A 14,658-nucleotide genomic window follows, 5' to 3' on the forward strand; every position below is an offset into this window, starting at 1 on the left:
AACCGTTGGCCCTTAAGCGGATGAAATGGATGACAGATCTCCGCCCAACCCAAATGCTCGTTGAGCACGTGTGCAGTTCGCGCTGACCGTCCCGACCATGAAGGACAGGGCGATGCAAGCTCTGTATCTGCTGGCGTTGGAGCCGGTGTCGGAATCGACGAGCGACCCCAACTCGTATGGGTTCAGGTTAAACCGCTCGACGGCTGATGCCATGTCGCAGATTTTCGTAGCCATGTCTCAGAAGGGCTCTGCTCATTGGGTACTGGAAGCGGATATCAAGGGATGCTTTGACTACATCAACCATGACTGGCTGGAAAGAAATGTCCCGATGGACACGACGATCCTGCGGAAGTGGTTGAAAGCGGGCCTGATTTATCGAGGTCAGCTTCAGGCGACTGAGGCCGGTACGCCACAGGGGGGCATCATTTCCCCAACGTTGGCAAATGTGACGCTGAACGGGCTGGAACGTGAACTGATCGCGCACCTCGGTGCGAAATTCGGGATTGCGAAGGCGAAGAAGCTGAAGGTGCATGTGGTGCGATACGCGGATGACTTCGTGATTACTGGCGACTCGCGAGAGATGCTGGAAAGCGAGGTCCGACCTTGGGTGGAGACATTCCTCGCTGTTCGAGGACTGCAACTGTCCGAGGAGAAAACACGGATTACGCACATTGACCAAGGCTTCGACTTCCTTGGGTGGAATTTTCGGAAATATTCGGGAAAACTGCTCATCAAGCCGAGCAAGAAGAACGTGCAAACGTTCTATCGCAAGGTGGCGGATACGATCAGCAGCAACAAGGCGGTAAGGCAGGAGGATCTGATTCGCTTGCTGAATCCGATGCTACGAGGCTGGGCGCAGTATCACAGTCCCGTGGTTGCCAAACAGGCGTACAGCCGTATGGAGCATCTGCTTTTCGGGAGGCTCTGGCGGTGGTCGAAGCGGCGGCACCCGCAGAAGAACGCGGACTGGGTGAGAAAGAAATATTTTCACACGGTCGGTGAACGGAATTGGGTGTTTGCTGCTCCCGTGGTCTGGCAAGACGGCAGTAAGGGACTGTTTGAGATGTATCAGGCCGGAAGTACGGTCATCAAACGGCACAAAAAGATCAAGGGGGATTTCAATCCTTTTGATCCCAAGTGGGAGCAGTACAGCGAGCAGTTGCGTCAGGAGCGCATGTGGGAATCGATGCGCTACAGGAAGCAATGGGCGACGCTGTACATGTCACAAAGCGGGCTTTGCGCGCAATGTGGCTGCGCCTTGACGGACGAAACGGGTTGGCACGACCATCATCTGGAATATCGGATGCACGGTGGGACCGACGCGCTGTCCAACAGGGTTCTGCTTCACCCGGAATGTCATCGCCAGGTACATTCTGGTAACATCGCCGTGGCTAAGCCGGTCCTGTAGTAGACAGGATTTTGTTTGTAGGCTTGAGCCGTATGCGGGGAAACTCGCACGTACGGTTCTTAGGGGGCCCTTCTTCCGCAAGGAAGGAGGGCTACCCTACCAAGACCGCTGTTACGACTACCTGACAGCGCCCGACAGGCGCGCAGCGAGCTGTAATACAGCGGTTTAGCGCAATGAGAAAAGTTTGCAGGTGGGGCCTTTTTGCGCGACTGCAAGACACCTGTGAGACTATGCCGCAGGTCGCGGGTCGCTCGCGGCGGGCCGCCCGAGGTATGCTGCCCGACGGTGTGTCGCCCGGCCCCAGGCCGTCCAGATTATTCAAAACACGTTCCCGATGTCCATTCCGTCCGCAACATCTTCACGCATGAGCGCGCCTGAGCTGCGCGCGACCGTGTCGCTCGCAGGCATCTTTGCGCTGCGCATGCTCGGTCTCTTCATGATCATGCCGGTGTTCTCGATCTACGCGAAAACCATCCCTGGCGGAGACAACGTGGTGCTGGTGGGCATTGCGCTCGGCGCCTACGGCGTGACGCAATCGCTGCTGTATATCTTCTACGGCTGGATTTCCGACAAGGTGGGGCGCAAGCCCGTGATCGCCACCGGGCTTGCGATTTTCGCGCTCGGCAGCTTTGTCGCGGCGGGGGCGCACGACATGACGTGGATTATCGTCGGCCGGGTGATTCAGGGGATGGGCGCCGTGTCGTCCGCCGTACTCGCCTTTATCGCCGATCTCACGTCCGAGGAACATCGCACCAAGGCGATGGCGATGGTGGGCGGCAGCATTGGCATTTCTTTCGCAGTGGCGATTGTCGGTGCGCCGATCGTGTTCCATTGGGTCGGCATGAGCGGCCTGTTTGCGCTGGTCGGCATTTTCTCGATTCTGGCGATTGGCGTGGTGATCTGGATTGTGCCCAATGCGCCGATGCCCGTTCATGTGCGTGCGCCGTTTTCGGAAGTGCTTCACAACGTTGAACTGCTGCGCCTGAATTTTGGCGTGCTGGTGCTGCACGCGACGCAAACGGCGCTGTTTTTGGTGGTGCCCCGGATTCTGGAAGCCGGCGGTTTGCCGGTCGCGTCGCATTGGAAGGTGTATTTGCCGGTGATGGGGCTGTCGTTCGTGATGATGGTCCCGGCGATCATCGCAGCGGAGAAGCGCGGCAAGATGAAGGTAGTGCTGGTTAGTGCGATTGGTCTTATCCTGATCGGACAGTTGCTGCTTGGCGTCGCGCCCCATACCATTCTGAGTGTGGCCGGGATCCTGTTTATCTACTTTCTCGGCTTCAATATTCTTGAAGCGTCGCAGCCTTCGCTGGTGTCGAAACTGGCGCCGGGCTCGCGCAAAGGCGCGGCTACGGGCGTGTACAACACGACGCAGTCTATCGGCCTGGCTATTGGCGGCGTGATCGGCGGCGTGCTGCTGAAAGCGGACGGACAGAGCGCGGTATTTTTCGCTTGCTCGGGGCTTGTGTTTTGCTGGCTTATAATCGCGGCAAACATGAAGCAGCCGCCGGTCAGGAAGGCGTAATAGAACTCACCGGTGGCCGGCTGAGGCGCAGTTTTCCTCTCGGGCCAGCTGGTTCTGAGACGTTAAACGTGCGTTGCCGCGCCACCTGCAACGGAATCAACAGGAGAAACTCATGGCATCCGTGAACAAGGTCATTCTCGTCGGCAACCTCGGAGCCGATCCGGAAGTCCGTTATCTTCCGAGCGGCGACGCAGTGGCGAACATCCGCCTTGCGACGACGGATCGGTACAAGGACAAGACGTCTGGGGAAATGAAGGAAGCTACCGAGTGGCACCGGGTTTCGTTCTTTGGGCGTTTGGCTGAGATCGTGAACGAGTACCTCAAGAAGGGCTCGTCGGTTTATATCGAAGGGCGCATTCGCACGCGTAAATGGCAAGCGCAGGATGGGACGGATCGGTATTCGACCGAGATTGTTGCTGAGCAGATGCAGATGCTGGGTGGCCGCGGCGGCTCGATGGGCGGCGGTGGTGGCGATGAAGGTGGTTATAGCCGTGAGCCGTCGGAGCGCAGTGGCGGCGGCGGTGGTGGCCGTGTAGCTTCGGGTGGTGGTGGCGCTTCGCGTGGTGGTAGCGGCGGTGGTGCAAGCCGTCCGAGCGCGCCAGCCGGCGGCGGGTTCGATGAGATGGATGACGATATTCCGTTCTGAGGTTTTGTAACCACAAAGTGTAAACATCAGCCCCGCTTTTTAGCGGGGTTTTCTTTTTCAATCGGCCATTCACGGCGTGCAGTGATTTGCCCATCGCGCCGAGCCGCTCCCCCGAATTCGCTGAGCTCGCGCTGGCCGGCATCATCCGTGACGCCGCCCGCAGGCGCTCCTCCCCTCAAGCGGGCGTTCGCCCATGCGACGCCTGCTGCTGCCGAAAATCACGCGGACTCACCTGCTCCAGCCGCCGGAAGAAGCGCGAAAAATAGCCCACGTCGGAAAAACCCAACAAATCGGCAACCTGGGCGACCGACATGGTCGTGTAGATCAGATTGCGCTTCGCCTCGAGCAGAACGCGACGGTGTACATGCTCGAGCGCCGTGCATCCCAGCGACCGGCGGCAGACATGGTTGAGTTGCGCCGCCGTAATGGCAAGCTCCGCAGCGTACTGGGCGACGGACCAATGCTCGCGAAAATGCTGCTCGACCAGCCGGGAAAAGGATGCCGTATGTTGCTGTCCTCGATCCGGCCGCCATTCGGCTTCTCGTTGCTCGTGCTGCTGCCGCTCAACCCAACTGCCGAGCGCGCCGACCAGCGAATGCAGCACGAAATCGCGCCCCGGCGCTACGTTGCCATACTCGCAGGCGATCCGCTGGCATAACTGGTCGATGTAGGGCTTGTCGGCACCGACCTCATGGCAGCCTGCCCGCAACAAAGCAGGGGCGGCATCGCCCAGGCTGTCCTGCAGCCAGTCGAACAGCGGCAGCGCCAGTGTGATCACGTAGCCGGCAATATTGCGGCTGAAGCGAAAGCCGTGCACGCACATCGGCGGTACGACCTGCACGGCCGGCTCGTCGATTTCGCTGACGGTGCCCTCCACGTCGAGCAGCGCATGACCGGATTGCACGTACACGAACTGGCCGAGATCCGCATGTCGGTGCTGCGTGATCTCCCAGTCGTGCACGCGGCTGCGCTCCGGTATCGACTCGCAGTGCAGGAGATCCGGCGTGGGCCACGTCTGCCGTTCACCGAAGAGCTCGAATACCGGGACGCCGGTTCCGCCCAATGGCCGATGAAGTACTTTCCCCATCCCGCCCCCCGACTGGTTCAGGAGTTTCCAAAAGTCCAAATTTAACGCCGATTCCTCCCTTCCCGCCAGATCCGCAGTGTTAAAGAATGCCGACATCAGAAAACGAAACCTCGTGTCCGTCGCATTCGCACGAGGCGGTGAAAAACCTGGAGGCACGCAATGAAAACCCAAGTCGCCATCATCGGCGCAGGCCCTTCCGGCCTGCTGCTAGGCCAGCTGCTGACGCAAGCCGGAATCGACAACGTCGTCCTCGAACGGCAAACGCCCGAGTACGTTCTAGGCCGTATTCGGGCCGGGGTGCTCGAACAGGGCACGGTCGATCTGCTGCGCGAAGCCGGGGTCGGCGCCCGCATGGATCAGGATGGCGTCGTGCACGAGGGCGTCGAACTCGCCTTCGCGGGCCGGCGCGTACGCATCGACCTGAAGGCGTTGACGGGCGGCAAAACCGTCACCGTCTACGGCCAGACCGAAGTCACGCGAGACCTCATGGAAGCGCGCACGCGGTCCGGTGCGACGAGCATTTATCACGTAGCAAATGTCCAGATTCACGACATTACCGGCGCCTCCCCTTATCTGACTTATGAGAGTAACGGTGAGCGGCGCACGCTGCACTGCGATTACGTGGCGGGCTGCGACGGCTTTCATGGCGTCTCGCGGCAGACGATTCCCGCCGAGGTCCTGCGCGTCTACGAACGCATCTATCCTTTCGGCTGGCTCGGCCTGCTGTCCGATACCCCGCCGGTCCATCACGAGCTGATCTACGCGCATCATCCGAGCGGCTTTGCGCTGTGCAGCCAGCGCTCGCGCACCCGTAGCCGCTACTACCTGCAGGTACCCCTGACAGAAAAGGCCGAGGACTGGTCCGACGACCGATTCTGGAGCGAACTCAAAAATCGCTTGCCCGACCATCTCGGCGATCAGCTCGTTACCGGGCCTTCGCTCGAAAAGAGCATCGCACCGCTGCGCAGCTTCGTCGCCGAACCGATGCAGTATGGACGCCTGTTCCTGGTCGGCGATGCCGCGCATATCGTGCCGCCCACGGGAGCCAAAGGTCTTAATCTTGCCGCGAGCGACGTGAGCACGTTGTATGGAATCCTGATCAAGACTTACCGTGAACGGCGCACGGATCTGCTGGCGCGCTATTCGGATATCGCCTTGCGCCGGGTCTGGAAGGCTGTCCGCTTTTCGTGGTCGATGACTTCACTGCTGCACGAGTTTCCCGACAGCGACGCGTTCAGCCGCAAGATGCAGGAAATCGAGCGGGACTATCTGACGAGCTCGCAAGCCGGCTTGACCACGATTGCGGAAAACTACGTCGGCTTGCCCTACGAAGCCATCGAATGATGCAATCCTGCGCTGGCGTCAGCTAGTCGCGTCCCGCAGGTTTCGATAGTTTGGAAGCATTCAAAAGTCACTTTCTGTCCACCATGTGTAGAGGAGTGCTAATGTGCAACCTGAAATCCGCAATGCCCCTCCCGCTAGCGCGCTCGACGAAGATACGTTCGAATTCGCGAACACGGTATTCGATCTCGCGCGCGCAGGCCACTCTGAAACGCTTGGCGCGCTACTTGGCAAAGGCCTGCCGCCAAACCTGCGAGATCATCGCGGCGACAGTCTACTGATGCTCGCCGCGTATCACGGACATCTGGAAACGGTGCGCGTGCTGCTTCGGCATCGCTCCGATCCGGATCTGCGCAACAGCAACGGACAGACGCCGCTGGCAGGCGCCGCCTTCAAGGGCGATCTGCCGATGATCAAGCTGCTGCTAGCGTACAGCGCCGATATCGAAGGGCTGAGCGAACCGTCGAGTCCCGGTGCCGCTTTGTCGAATAGCCACATCCAATAGCGCGGTGAACGCCTATTCTTGAAGAGTCCATTCGGACACAATCAAGGAGGAAGACCATGCGCATGCTTCTGAACATACGAATACCTCACGAGCCATTTAACACCTTTGTGCGCGACGGCACCATCGGAGCGTTAATGGAGAGGATTCTCGCAGAGATGAAACCGGAAGCCGCCTACTTTACCTCGGAGAACGGAACACGCGGAGCAATCCTCATCGTGAACCTTGAGGAGCCGTCGCAGATTCCAAAGTTCGCGGAACCCTGGTTTCTTTCGTTCAATGCCGACTGCGAGTTTCGCGTGGTGATGGTGGCAGATGACCTCAAGAAAGCTGGACTCGAAACGCTTGGCGCGAAGTGGAAATAGGGAGCGCGGCACGGCGTCTGAGTGACTTGAGCAGCATGCCGTGCTGCCGCCCGCTTCGGTCAACCTGGGTCAACCTGCGTCAACTACAAGCTTGCGTAGGACACCCCTTGGTTTTGCATTTGCGTCCTGCACGAACCATACTGGTTCTGTCTGGCAATCTTCCGAGCGGACTTCGATGAGCCGAAACGATCCTGAAGGCGACCCGCAAGAGCATGCACATGGCGACGCTCACGACCACAACGGTAGTGAGTTGTCGGAGATGGATCTGCGCGTGCGTGCGCTGGAGTCCCTCCTAGTAGAGAAAGGGTACGTCGATCCCCGTGCCCTGGAGATCCTGATCGAGACATACGAGCACAAGGTCGGGCCGCACAATGGTGCGCGCGTAGTCGCGAAGGCATGGCGCGACGCGGCGTACAGGCAATGGCTGTTGGACGACGCTACCGCAGCGATTGCTTCGCTCGGCTATACCGGCAGGCAAGGCGAACACATGGTGGCGCTGGAGAACACGCCTGTGCTGCACAACATGGTGGTCTGCACGCTGTGTTCGTGCTATCCCTGGTCGGTGCTTGGGCTTCCGCCGGTCTGGTACAAGTCGGCGCCATACCGCTCGCGCGCGGTGATCGATCCGCGGGGTGTATTGAAGGAGTTCGGCTTCGAATTGCCCGCCGAAGTGGAGTTTCGCGTGTGGGACTCCACCGCAGAGGTTCGCTATCTGGTGTTACCCATGCAGCCGCCCGGAGCCAGTGGCCTCTCTGAGGAGGCGCTCGCTGAACTGGTGACACGTGACTCGATGATCGGCACAGGATTGCCGAAGACACCGGAATCGATACGGGGGCCCGCATGAACGGCGCACAGGACCTTGGCGGCATGCAGGCATTCGGCCTCGTACAGGCGGAAGCCGACGCCTCGCTCTTTCACGCCGACTGGGAGCGCCGGGTGCTGGCGATCACGCTGGCAATGGGCGCAACCGGCAAATGGAACATTGACATGTCTCGTGCGGCACGGGAGAGCCTGCCGCCTGCACAATACCTTTCCAGCAGCTACTACCAGATATGGTTCGAAGGACTAAAAAAGCTGCTGCTGAGTACGGGGCTGGCAACGGCGGAGGAAATCGGCACCGGCGAGTCGACGAGTGCGGCGGCGTCGGTCCCTCGCGTGTTGATGGCCGACCAGGTTGCCGCTGCGCTGCTCCGGGGCAGCCCTGTCAATCGCGCCGCGGCCGCTGGTGCACGCTTTAAGCTGGGCGACAGGGTGCAGACCCGTCAGTTGAATCCGTCCACCCATACCCGTTTGCCGCGCTACTGCCGCGGCAAGCGAGGGCGCATTCTCGCCGTGCACGGCGCGCACGTTTTTCCCGATACCAACGCAGTTGGGCTTGGCGAACAACCGCAATGGCTCTATACGGTGTGCTTCGATGCCTCTGAACTTTGGGGGACGGATACGACAGCGGCATCGGTCTGCGTCGATTGCTGGGAGCCGTATCTCGTCGACCCGGACGCCGGATCTACCTGACATGACTTCCGCCCGACCGAATCTGCCTGAACTGCGTGCCGCCTTGCCGGCGTTGCCTTGCGACGACGCTGGGCCCGTTTTTAGTGCTCCGTGGGAAGCCCAGGCGTTTGCCATGACAGTGGCTTTGCACAAGCGCGGCATGTTCACCTGGGCGGAATGGGCCGAATGTCTGAGTCGGGCAATCCGTGATGCACAGGCCGCTGGCGACCCGGACCGTGGCAACACTTACTACAGTCACTGGCTGACGGCGCTGGAGCGCATCAGCACCATCAAGGGCCTGGTGACAGAGGACACGCTCCGGCAGCGTCACAATGCGTGGGACGTCGCCGCGCGCTATACCCCGCACGGGCAGCCGATCGAACTCGGGTGACGCAAAGCGGCTGACAAAGACGTACTATCTAGCGGCGAAATGCGCGGAAACGCACAGAGGCATTCGGAGCGGGACCCTACGCTGTACGGCACCGCAGAAACGCCTCTGCCTGGCTTCCGGGAGCAGTATTTCTGCAGGTCCTTCACACGCCCCAGCTGCCGAGCAGTCGGGGAACGATCACTCGCAGGAACACCAGGCCGACATCGCCGAGCCGCGCTACCCGGCGCAAAGCGGCGCTTACGCAATCAGGTGCCACCGATGCGTCTCCAAGCCGTTAGCTATGCCGTGATACTCGCATGCGGGTGCATGGATATTGCCGATGCACGTGCCGCCGATGCGGCCGGCGTCGTCAAGACCCTAAAAGGCAAGGTGCAGATTGAGCGGGCTGCAGGAAATGCGGGCGCGGCCGTCGGCAGTGAGGTGTATGGCAGCGATCGCATCGTGACTGGCCCGCAATCCTCCGTTGGTATCACGCTGCGTGACAGCACTCAACTGTCGGCCGGCTCCAATACCACTCTCGAACTGAACAAATTCGCGTTCGATACCACGACGCATGACGGGGTGCTGGACGCCACCGTCAAACGCGGTTCCCTGGCTGTGATTTCCGGCAAGCTGGCGAAGGCGAATCCGGATGCCGTCCGTTTCAGCACGCCGACCACCACGCTGGGCGTACGCGGCACAGAATTTATCATCGAAGTCGGCGAGAAAGGGGAGAGCGGACATTGAAGGCTGCAATCCGAAGTCGCGCGTTGGTAGCTGGAGCGGCATTCGTCTTGCTGGCTCTCCTGGCCGGTTGTAGCACGCCCCCAGACAAAATTATTTTATTGCCGGATCCGGAGGGCAAAGTTGGAGCGGTCATTGTCCATAGCGCCACCGGTGAGCAAACCATCAACAAGGCTTACGCCGGAGTCGACGTCACCAGCAGTGGTGCCATCGAAACGACGATGGATAGCCAGGCAGCCGTCCAGACCCGCTATGCCGAGGTACTCGCGGCGCGGCCTCCTCGCCCCGTGACGTTCACGATTTTCTTCCTGTTCGACTCCGCAACCGACCTGGCCCCGGAGTCAGCCGCCACGGTTAAACAGCTGAAAGCCGTCCTGGCGACCTGGCCCGCGCCCGAGGTGCTGGTGGTCGGACACACCGATCTGGCGGGCTCTCAGGAGTGGGACGACAAACTGTCGTTGCGGCGCGCGCAGACAGTTGCCGCGTTCCTGGTCAAGGAAGGCATACCTGCCCGCCAGATTGAAGCCGCGGGCCGCGGCAAGCGCGAGCCGCTAGTCCCTACGGCAGATGGCGTTCCCAATCGCATGAACCGGCGCACCGTCATCACCATCCAATGACGGCGGCGATCATCGACGCGGTATGTTCTTTCCCTCGATGAAACGCTATTACGACCGGTGGGTTGCGCGCATCAGGAGTCTGGTGAGGGCAGCCCAGGGGCGCCCGGTGGCACTGGTGGTGCTGTTCGGCCTGAGCCTCATCAACCTGTCCAGCGAATGGCCGAGCGACATACACCGTCCGGCTTTCGTGGGTGCGATGGACGAGGCGCTTCCGGACTCCTTCAAAACGGCCCGGCAACTTCTGTTCGACCAGTATCAACGCCGCTTTCCACGCGTTCCAACGGCTCAGCCGGTGACCATTGTCGAGATTGATGAGGAAACATTGGCGACGGTCGGTCAATGGCCCTGGCCGCGAAATCGACTCGCGAACCTCATCGATGCGATTGCGGCACTGAAACCGCTGGCTATCGGTCTCGACATTTATATGCCAGAGCCGGATCAGACTTCGCCCGACAAGGTGGCCGCCAATCTGCCGAAGGCGGCCACGGGCCTCGCTGCCGGCTTGCGGGCTCTGCCCAGTCACGAGGCCATTCTCGCCAGTTCGTTGCGCGCTGCGCCGACCATCCTGGGTGCCGCGGCGCTTGATCATTACGTCTTCGCCGCCAGTACGGATCTGCGAAGCGCTCCGATCCTCGTGCATGGCAGCGACCCACTCGACCACGTGCAACGGTTCGACTTTGTGCTCGCGAGTCTGCCGGAATTACAGGCGGCGGCCCACGGTGAGGCAATGCTGAGCGTCTCGCTCGAACAAGGCGTGGTCCGGCATATTCCCCTCATCATGGGTTTGAGGGACAAGCTGGTACCCGGGCTGCCGATGGAAATGCTTCGCCTCGCCACGGATTCAGCGGCGATCGACGTCTACGCTGACACATCGGGCGTGCAGGCGGTGGGTGTCGCGGACGTGCAGGTGCCGACGCAACCAGGCGGCGATATCTGGCTGCACTTCGCGTCCATACGCACGACGCTGAGCCGCTACGTGTCAGCGCGCGACATTCTGCAGGGCACAGTCGATCCGGAACGGATCCGCGGCAAACTGGTGCTGGTAGGCCTGACCGGCAGCGGCGTGACCGACATGCGCACGACCGCATTGGGGGAACTGGTGCCGGGTATCGAGATTCAGGCGCAAGTCATTGAGACGATTGTCGAGGGACGATTCCTGCGCCGCCCCACCTGGCTGAAATGGGCGGAAAGCGCCTTTATTATGGCGTTCGGACTGCTGATTATCTGGTACGTGCCCCGCCCCCGATCGCGGTTTGCACTATTCCTGAGAGCCGTCCCGAGGGCTTCCACCGTCCTGGGCGTCTTCCTGCATCTACTGAATGTTGTGTGCTGCTTCTTTGTTTTCGTGCGTCTCGGATTGCTGGTCGATGCGGCATCGATTTTCATTATCCTGTCCGCAGTCATGGGCTGCTTCTTTGCACGCACATTGCTCCAGGTTGTCGAACAATCCAGGTCAGAGGCCCCGTACGCGCAGGAGCGTCAAGATGACGCCCACGCGCGCAAGACGCCTGGGCCTTGAGACACCGGTCACGCTACCCGAATACACGCCACCCTTCGATCGCCCGTCCCGCGCGAGATCGACTGCGGCACTTCTTCCGCACACGCCCCAATCGCCTCCGGACACCGCGTGCGAAACGCACAGCCGGAAGGCAGATTCAACGGCGAGGGCATTTCCCCGGTCAGCACCGCATGCGTACGCGTGCGCTCCGTCGCAGGATCAGGCCTCGGCACTGCGGACAACAAAGCCCGCGTATAAGGATGCTGCGGCGATCCATACACCTCTTGCCGCGTTCCAAGCTCCATTACGCGCCCGAGGTACATCACCAGCACGCGCTGACTGATCGCCTTAACAACGGCGAGGTCATGGGCGACAAACAGCAACGAAAGGTGCAACTCCCGCTGCAAATCACGCAGGAGGTTAACAATCTGCGCCTGAATCGAAACATCCAGCGCCGACACAGGCTCGTCGCAAATCACCAACTGCGGTTCACCCACCAAAGCGCGTGCAATCCCGATCCGCTGACACTGTCCCCCAGAAAACTCATGCGCATAGCGCGACAGATGATGCGCGCCGAGCCCCACGCGCTCGAGCATCGTCACCACCCGCGCATGCGTCTCGTCACGCCCCATACCCGGACGCTGCACCTTCAACGGCTCGGTGACGATCTGCTCAATTGTCATCCGCGGATCCAGCGAAGCTAAAGGATCCTGAAACACCATTTGCACATCCTTGCGCAGCCGCTCCATCGCAGCAGCCGGCCGTCGTCCGTCGGTGACGGTCTCGGTATCGCGCCAACGCACGCTACCTTCCGTCACGGGCGTCAGCCCAATGATCGCGCGTGCCAGCGTCGACTTACCGCAGCCCGACTCACCCACGAGCCCCACCGTCTCACCGCGCCGAACGTCGAACGACACGCCGTCCACCGCGCGCAGCGTCGCCTTCGACGACCACGGATACGCGCCGCGCGGCACCTGGAAGTGCACCTTGAGATCGCGCACCGTCAGCACGGGCTCGCCCACTGCGTTAGCGCGGGCATCGCCACCCGCCGCGCCGCCGGCGAGCGGCTTTCCTGTCGTCCCGTTACCCATACCCACCGTCTTTTGTGTCGCCGTGTCACTCACCGCACCACCTCCATCATCTCGCCGACCGGCCGCAGGCACGCACGCCAGCCGTCCGTCACACCGGCGATCGGCTCCAGTTCAGGCCGCGTGCCGTGGCAGCCTTCTTTCGCCAGCGCACAGCGCGGCGCAAACGCGCAGCCTTCGATGGCCTCACCCGGCGCCGGCGGATTGCCCGCAATCGTGCGCAGCGGCGCGTCTATGTCATGGGTCCCGTCGCCGTCGTCAATGCGCGGCAGCGCGTCGAGCAGGCCGCGCGTATAGGGATGGGTCGGGTTCTCGAACAGTGCCTGCGCGCTCGCGCGCTCCACGGTCCGGCCTGCGTACATCACCATCACGTCGTCGGCGAGCCCTGCTACCACGCCCATGTCGTGCGTAATCAGAATGATCGCCGTCCCCAGGTCGCGGTTCAGCTCGCGTAGGAGTTCGATGATCTGCGCCTGCACCGTCACGTCGAGTGCCGTGGTCGGCTCGTCGGCAATCAGGATCTCAGGTTCGGTGAGAAGCGCCGTGGCGATCGTCACGCGCTGACGCATGCCGCCCGAGAACTCGTGAGGATACCGATCGATCCGGCGTGCCGCGTCCGGAATCCACACACGCTGCAGCGCCTCGATGGCCTTTTGGCGCGCATCGCGCCGCGAGATGCCGCGGTGCAGTTGCAGTGCCTCGGTCATCTGCCGCTCGACCGTCAGAAACGGATTGAGCGAGGTCATCGGATCCTGAAACACCATGCCGATGCGATCGCCGCGAATCTGGTTCAGTTCGCGCTGGCTCAGCGCCAGCAGGTTGCGTCCTCCGTAGAGCGCTTCGCCGGAGGTTTGGCCATTGCCCGGCAGCAGTCCGAGCAGCGCCATTACGGTCTGACTCTTGCCCGAGCCTGACTCGCCGACAATCCCCAGCGTCTTGCCCTTTTCGAGCGTGAACGACACACGTTGCACCGCATCCACGGGCGAAGCGTCGCGTCGTGTAAAGCGCACGCCCAGATCTTTTACTTCGAGCAACGCCATCTCAACGCTCCTTGGTATCGAGCGCGTCGCGCAGCCCGTCGCCGACAAAGTTCACACAGTACAGCGTGACGCACAGCATCACCGCCGGGCACAGCAGCAGCCACGGCATCGACTCCAGTTTTTGCGCGCCGTCGTTGATCAGCACGCCCCAGCTTGTCATCGGTTCCTGCACGCCCAGGCCGAGAAACGACAGCACCGATTCGGTCAGCACGATGCCCGGCACCGTGACCGTCGCGTACACCACCACCACGCCGAGCAGGTTCGGCACGATGTGCCGCAGGATGATCCCCGGTGTGCTCACACCGGTGGCGCGCGCGGCGTCGATAAACTCGCGGGTCCGCAGCGACAACGTCTGGCCGCGCACCACGCGCGCCATGTCGAGCCACGAGAACGCGCTGATCGTCAGCACCACCAGGTAGAAGGCGCGGCCGAGCAGCGTCATCATCAGGATGGCGATCAGCATGTAGGGAATGGCATACATCATGTCGACGATACGCATCATCACTGCGTCGGTGCGTCCGCCGATATAGCCGGCCGTAGCGCCCCACGCGACGCCGATCAAGCCTGACACCAGCGTGCCAAGCAGCCCGACCTCGAGCGACACGCGTCCACCGGCGAGCGTACGCACCAGCAAATCGCGGCCAAGCTCGTCGGTGCCGAACCAGTGTTGGCCCAGCAGCGTGGGCGGCATGCTGATGGCGCCCCAGTCGTTGGCGGCGGGGTCGTTGGACAGGAACAGCGGGCCCACAAAGCAGGCAATGATGATCAGCCCGAGGATCACGAGGCTGGCGAGCGCGGCGCGGTTGCGGAGAAACTGCCTGAAGGCAAGTTCGAGCGGACTGCGCGAGCGCCGCGGGGCGGCGGTAGCCGTAGACGCAGCGGCGGAAGGGGAGGTGTTCATGGTGTCTCTGTCTGTCTCAAGCGAAGTTCGATGAT

17 protein-coding genes are annotated in these 14,658 nt (G+C 61.5%); 13 read left to right on the forward strand and 4 right to left on the reverse strand.

All coding sequences use genetic code 11. The features are described 5' to 3' along the window. Positions 1-70: 70 nt before the first annotated feature. The 3 genes from ltrA to P3T40_RS10590 all read left to right on the forward strand — a co-directional run bounded on the left by ltrA (position 71) and on the right by P3T40_RS10590 (position 3,579). Positions 71-1,408 carry a group II intron reverse transcriptase/maturase gene (gene ltrA, locus P3T40_RS10580; protein ID WP_429267641.1) on the forward strand — a complete coding sequence of 446 codons (1,338 nt, stop codon included), beginning with the start codon at positions 71-73 and terminating at the stop codon, positions 1,406-1,408. Positions 1,409-1,772: 364 nt separating this feature from the next. Next, entirely contained in the window at positions 1,773-2,933 is a 1,161-nt protein-coding gene (locus P3T40_RS10585) for an MFS transporter (protein ID WP_429267642.1), read from the forward strand. A 112-nt stretch (positions 2,934-3,045) separates the two neighbouring features. After that, entirely contained in the window at positions 3,046-3,579 is a 534-nt protein-coding gene (locus P3T40_RS10590; RefSeq protein WP_429267643.1) for a single-stranded DNA-binding protein, read from the forward strand. A gap of 175 nt (positions 3,580-3,754) precedes the next feature. Here P3T40_RS10590 and P3T40_RS10595 read toward each other — a convergent pair whose 3' ends face one another. Then, positions 3,755-4,540: a helix-turn-helix domain-containing protein gene (locus tag P3T40_RS10595; protein ID WP_429267923.1), complete on the reverse strand. Its 786-nt coding sequence runs from the start codon at positions 4,538-4,540 to the stop codon at positions 3,755-3,757. Here P3T40_RS10595 and P3T40_RS10600 point away from each other — a divergent pair. The 10 genes from P3T40_RS10600 to P3T40_RS10645 all read left to right on the forward strand — a co-directional run bounded on the left by P3T40_RS10600 (position 4,469) and on the right by P3T40_RS10645 (position 11,615). Next, positions 4,469-4,711, forward strand: coding sequence for a hypothetical protein (locus tag P3T40_RS10600; protein ID WP_429267941.1), 243 nt, complete (start codon positions 4,469-4,471; stop codon positions 4,709-4,711). The genes P3T40_RS10595 and P3T40_RS10600 overlap by 72 nt on opposite strands. A 114-nt stretch (positions 4,712-4,825) precedes the next feature. After that, entirely contained in the window at positions 4,826-6,010 is a 1,185-nt protein-coding gene (gene pobA / locus P3T40_RS10605; protein ID WP_429267644.1) for a 4-hydroxybenzoate 3-monooxygenase, read from the forward strand. Between the two features lie 103 nt (positions 6,011-6,113). After that, positions 6,114-6,512, forward strand: coding sequence for an ankyrin repeat domain-containing protein (locus P3T40_RS10610; RefSeq protein ID WP_429267645.1), 399 nt, complete (start codon positions 6,114-6,116; stop codon positions 6,510-6,512). Positions 6,513-6,568: 56 nt separating this feature from the next. Continuing rightward, positions 6,569-6,874, forward strand: coding sequence for a panthothenate synthetase (locus P3T40_RS10615; protein WP_429267646.1), 306 nt, complete (start codon positions 6,569-6,571; stop codon positions 6,872-6,874). Between the two features lie 175 nt (positions 6,875-7,049). Then, entirely contained in the window at positions 7,050-7,718 is a 669-nt protein-coding gene (gene nthA / locus P3T40_RS10620) for a nitrile hydratase subunit alpha (RefSeq protein ID WP_429267647.1), read from the forward strand. Further along, the gene (nthB, locus tag P3T40_RS10625; protein ID WP_429267648.1) at positions 7,715-8,386 is read left to right on the forward strand and encodes a nitrile hydratase subunit beta; all 672 of its coding nucleotides are present in this window, start codon (positions 7,715-7,717) and stop codon (positions 8,384-8,386) included. Before nthA ends, nthB begins: the two co-directional genes overlap by 4 nt. A gap of 1 nt (position 8,387) precedes the next feature. Continuing rightward, positions 8,388-8,756 (forward strand): nitrile hydratase accessory protein, encoded by a 369-nt coding sequence (locus P3T40_RS10630; RefSeq protein WP_429267649.1) that lies wholly within the window; start codon positions 8,388-8,390, stop codon positions 8,754-8,756. A 306-nt stretch (positions 8,757-9,062) separates the two neighbouring features. After that, positions 9,063-9,482 carry a FecR domain-containing protein gene (locus tag P3T40_RS10635; RefSeq protein WP_429267650.1) on the forward strand — a complete coding sequence of 140 codons (420 nt, stop codon included), beginning with the start codon at positions 9,063-9,065 and terminating at the stop codon, positions 9,480-9,482. Next, on the forward strand, positions 9,479-10,096 hold the full coding sequence (locus P3T40_RS10640; protein WP_429267651.1) for an OmpA family protein: 618 nt from the start codon (positions 9,479-9,481) through the stop codon (positions 10,094-10,096). Before P3T40_RS10635 ends, P3T40_RS10640 begins: the two co-directional genes overlap by 4 nt. A gap of 22 nt (positions 10,097-10,118) precedes the next feature. Beyond that, positions 10,119-11,615: a CHASE2 domain-containing protein gene (locus P3T40_RS10645; RefSeq protein WP_429267652.1), complete on the forward strand. Its 1,497-nt coding sequence runs from the start codon at positions 10,119-10,121 to the stop codon at positions 11,613-11,615. An 8-nt stretch (positions 11,616-11,623) separates the two neighbouring features. Here P3T40_RS10645 and P3T40_RS10650 read toward each other — a convergent pair whose 3' ends face one another. From P3T40_RS10650 to P3T40_RS10660, 3 genes are read right to left on the reverse strand one after another with little or no spacing between them, the layout of a single operon-like run. Next, entirely contained in the window at positions 11,624-12,685 is a 1,062-nt protein-coding gene (locus P3T40_RS10650; RefSeq protein ID WP_429267924.1) for an ABC transporter ATP-binding protein, read from the reverse strand. Between the two features lie 29 nt (positions 12,686-12,714). Next, on the reverse strand, positions 12,715-13,722 hold the full coding sequence (locus tag P3T40_RS10655; RefSeq protein WP_429267653.1) for an ABC transporter ATP-binding protein: 1,008 nt from the start codon (positions 13,720-13,722) through the stop codon (positions 12,715-12,717). Between the two features lies 1 nt (position 13,723). After that, positions 13,724-14,623 carry an ABC transporter permease gene (locus tag P3T40_RS10660; protein ID WP_429267654.1) on the reverse strand — a complete coding sequence of 300 codons (900 nt, stop codon included), beginning with the start codon at positions 14,621-14,623 and terminating at the stop codon, positions 13,724-13,726. Positions 14,624-14,658 lie beyond the last annotated feature (35 nt).

The organism is Paraburkholderia sp. EB58, assembly GCF_050436665.1.
Classification (GTDB): domain Bacteria; phylum Pseudomonadota; class Gammaproteobacteria; order Burkholderiales; family Burkholderiaceae; genus Paraburkholderia.

What these genes read in the sequence shown, in the direction of transcription:
- P3T40_RS10600 (WP_429267941.1), top strand. Translation starts at nt 4,469, where the DNA reads ATGACCGGATTGCACGTACACGAACTGGCCGAGATCCGCATGTCGGTG.
- pobA (WP_429267644.1), top strand. Translation starts at nt 4,826, where the DNA reads ATGAAAACCCAAGTCGCCATCATCGGCGCAGGCCCTTCCGGCCTGCTG.
- P3T40_RS10655 (WP_429267653.1), bottom strand. Translation starts at nt 13,722, where the DNA reads ATGGCGTTGCTCGAAGTAAAAGATCTGGGCGTGCGCTTTACACGACGC.
- P3T40_RS10585 (WP_429267642.1), top strand. Translation starts at nt 1,773, where the DNA reads ATGAGCGCGCCTGAGCTGCGCGCGACCGTGTCGCTCGCAGGCATCTTT.
- P3T40_RS10615 (WP_429267646.1), top strand. Translation starts at nt 6,569, where the DNA reads ATGCGCATGCTTCTGAACATACGAATACCTCACGAGCCATTTAACACC.
- P3T40_RS10650 (WP_429267924.1), bottom strand. Translation starts at nt 12,685, where the DNA reads ATGGGTAACGGGACGACAGGAAAGCCGCTCGCCGGCGGCGCGGCGGGT.
- P3T40_RS10630 (WP_429267649.1), top strand. Translation starts at nt 8,388, where the DNA reads ATGACTTCCGCCCGACCGAATCTGCCTGAACTGCGTGCCGCCTTGCCG.
- P3T40_RS10590 (WP_429267643.1), top strand. Translation starts at nt 3,046, where the DNA reads ATGGCATCCGTGAACAAGGTCATTCTCGTCGGCAACCTCGGAGCCGAT.
- P3T40_RS10645 (WP_429267652.1), top strand. Translation starts at nt 10,119, where the DNA reads ATGTTCTTTCCCTCGATGAAACGCTATTACGACCGGTGGGTTGCGCGC.
- nthB (WP_429267648.1), top strand. Translation starts at nt 7,715, where the DNA reads ATGAACGGCGCACAGGACCTTGGCGGCATGCAGGCATTCGGCCTCGTA.
- P3T40_RS10660 (WP_429267654.1), bottom strand. Translation starts at nt 14,623, where the DNA reads ATGAACACCTCCCCTTCCGCCGCTGCGTCTACGGCTACCGCCGCCCCG.
- P3T40_RS10635 (WP_429267650.1), top strand. Translation starts at nt 9,063, where the DNA reads ATGGATATTGCCGATGCACGTGCCGCCGATGCGGCCGGCGTCGTCAAG.
- nthA (WP_429267647.1), top strand. Translation starts at nt 7,050, where the DNA reads ATGAGCCGAAACGATCCTGAAGGCGACCCGCAAGAGCATGCACATGGC.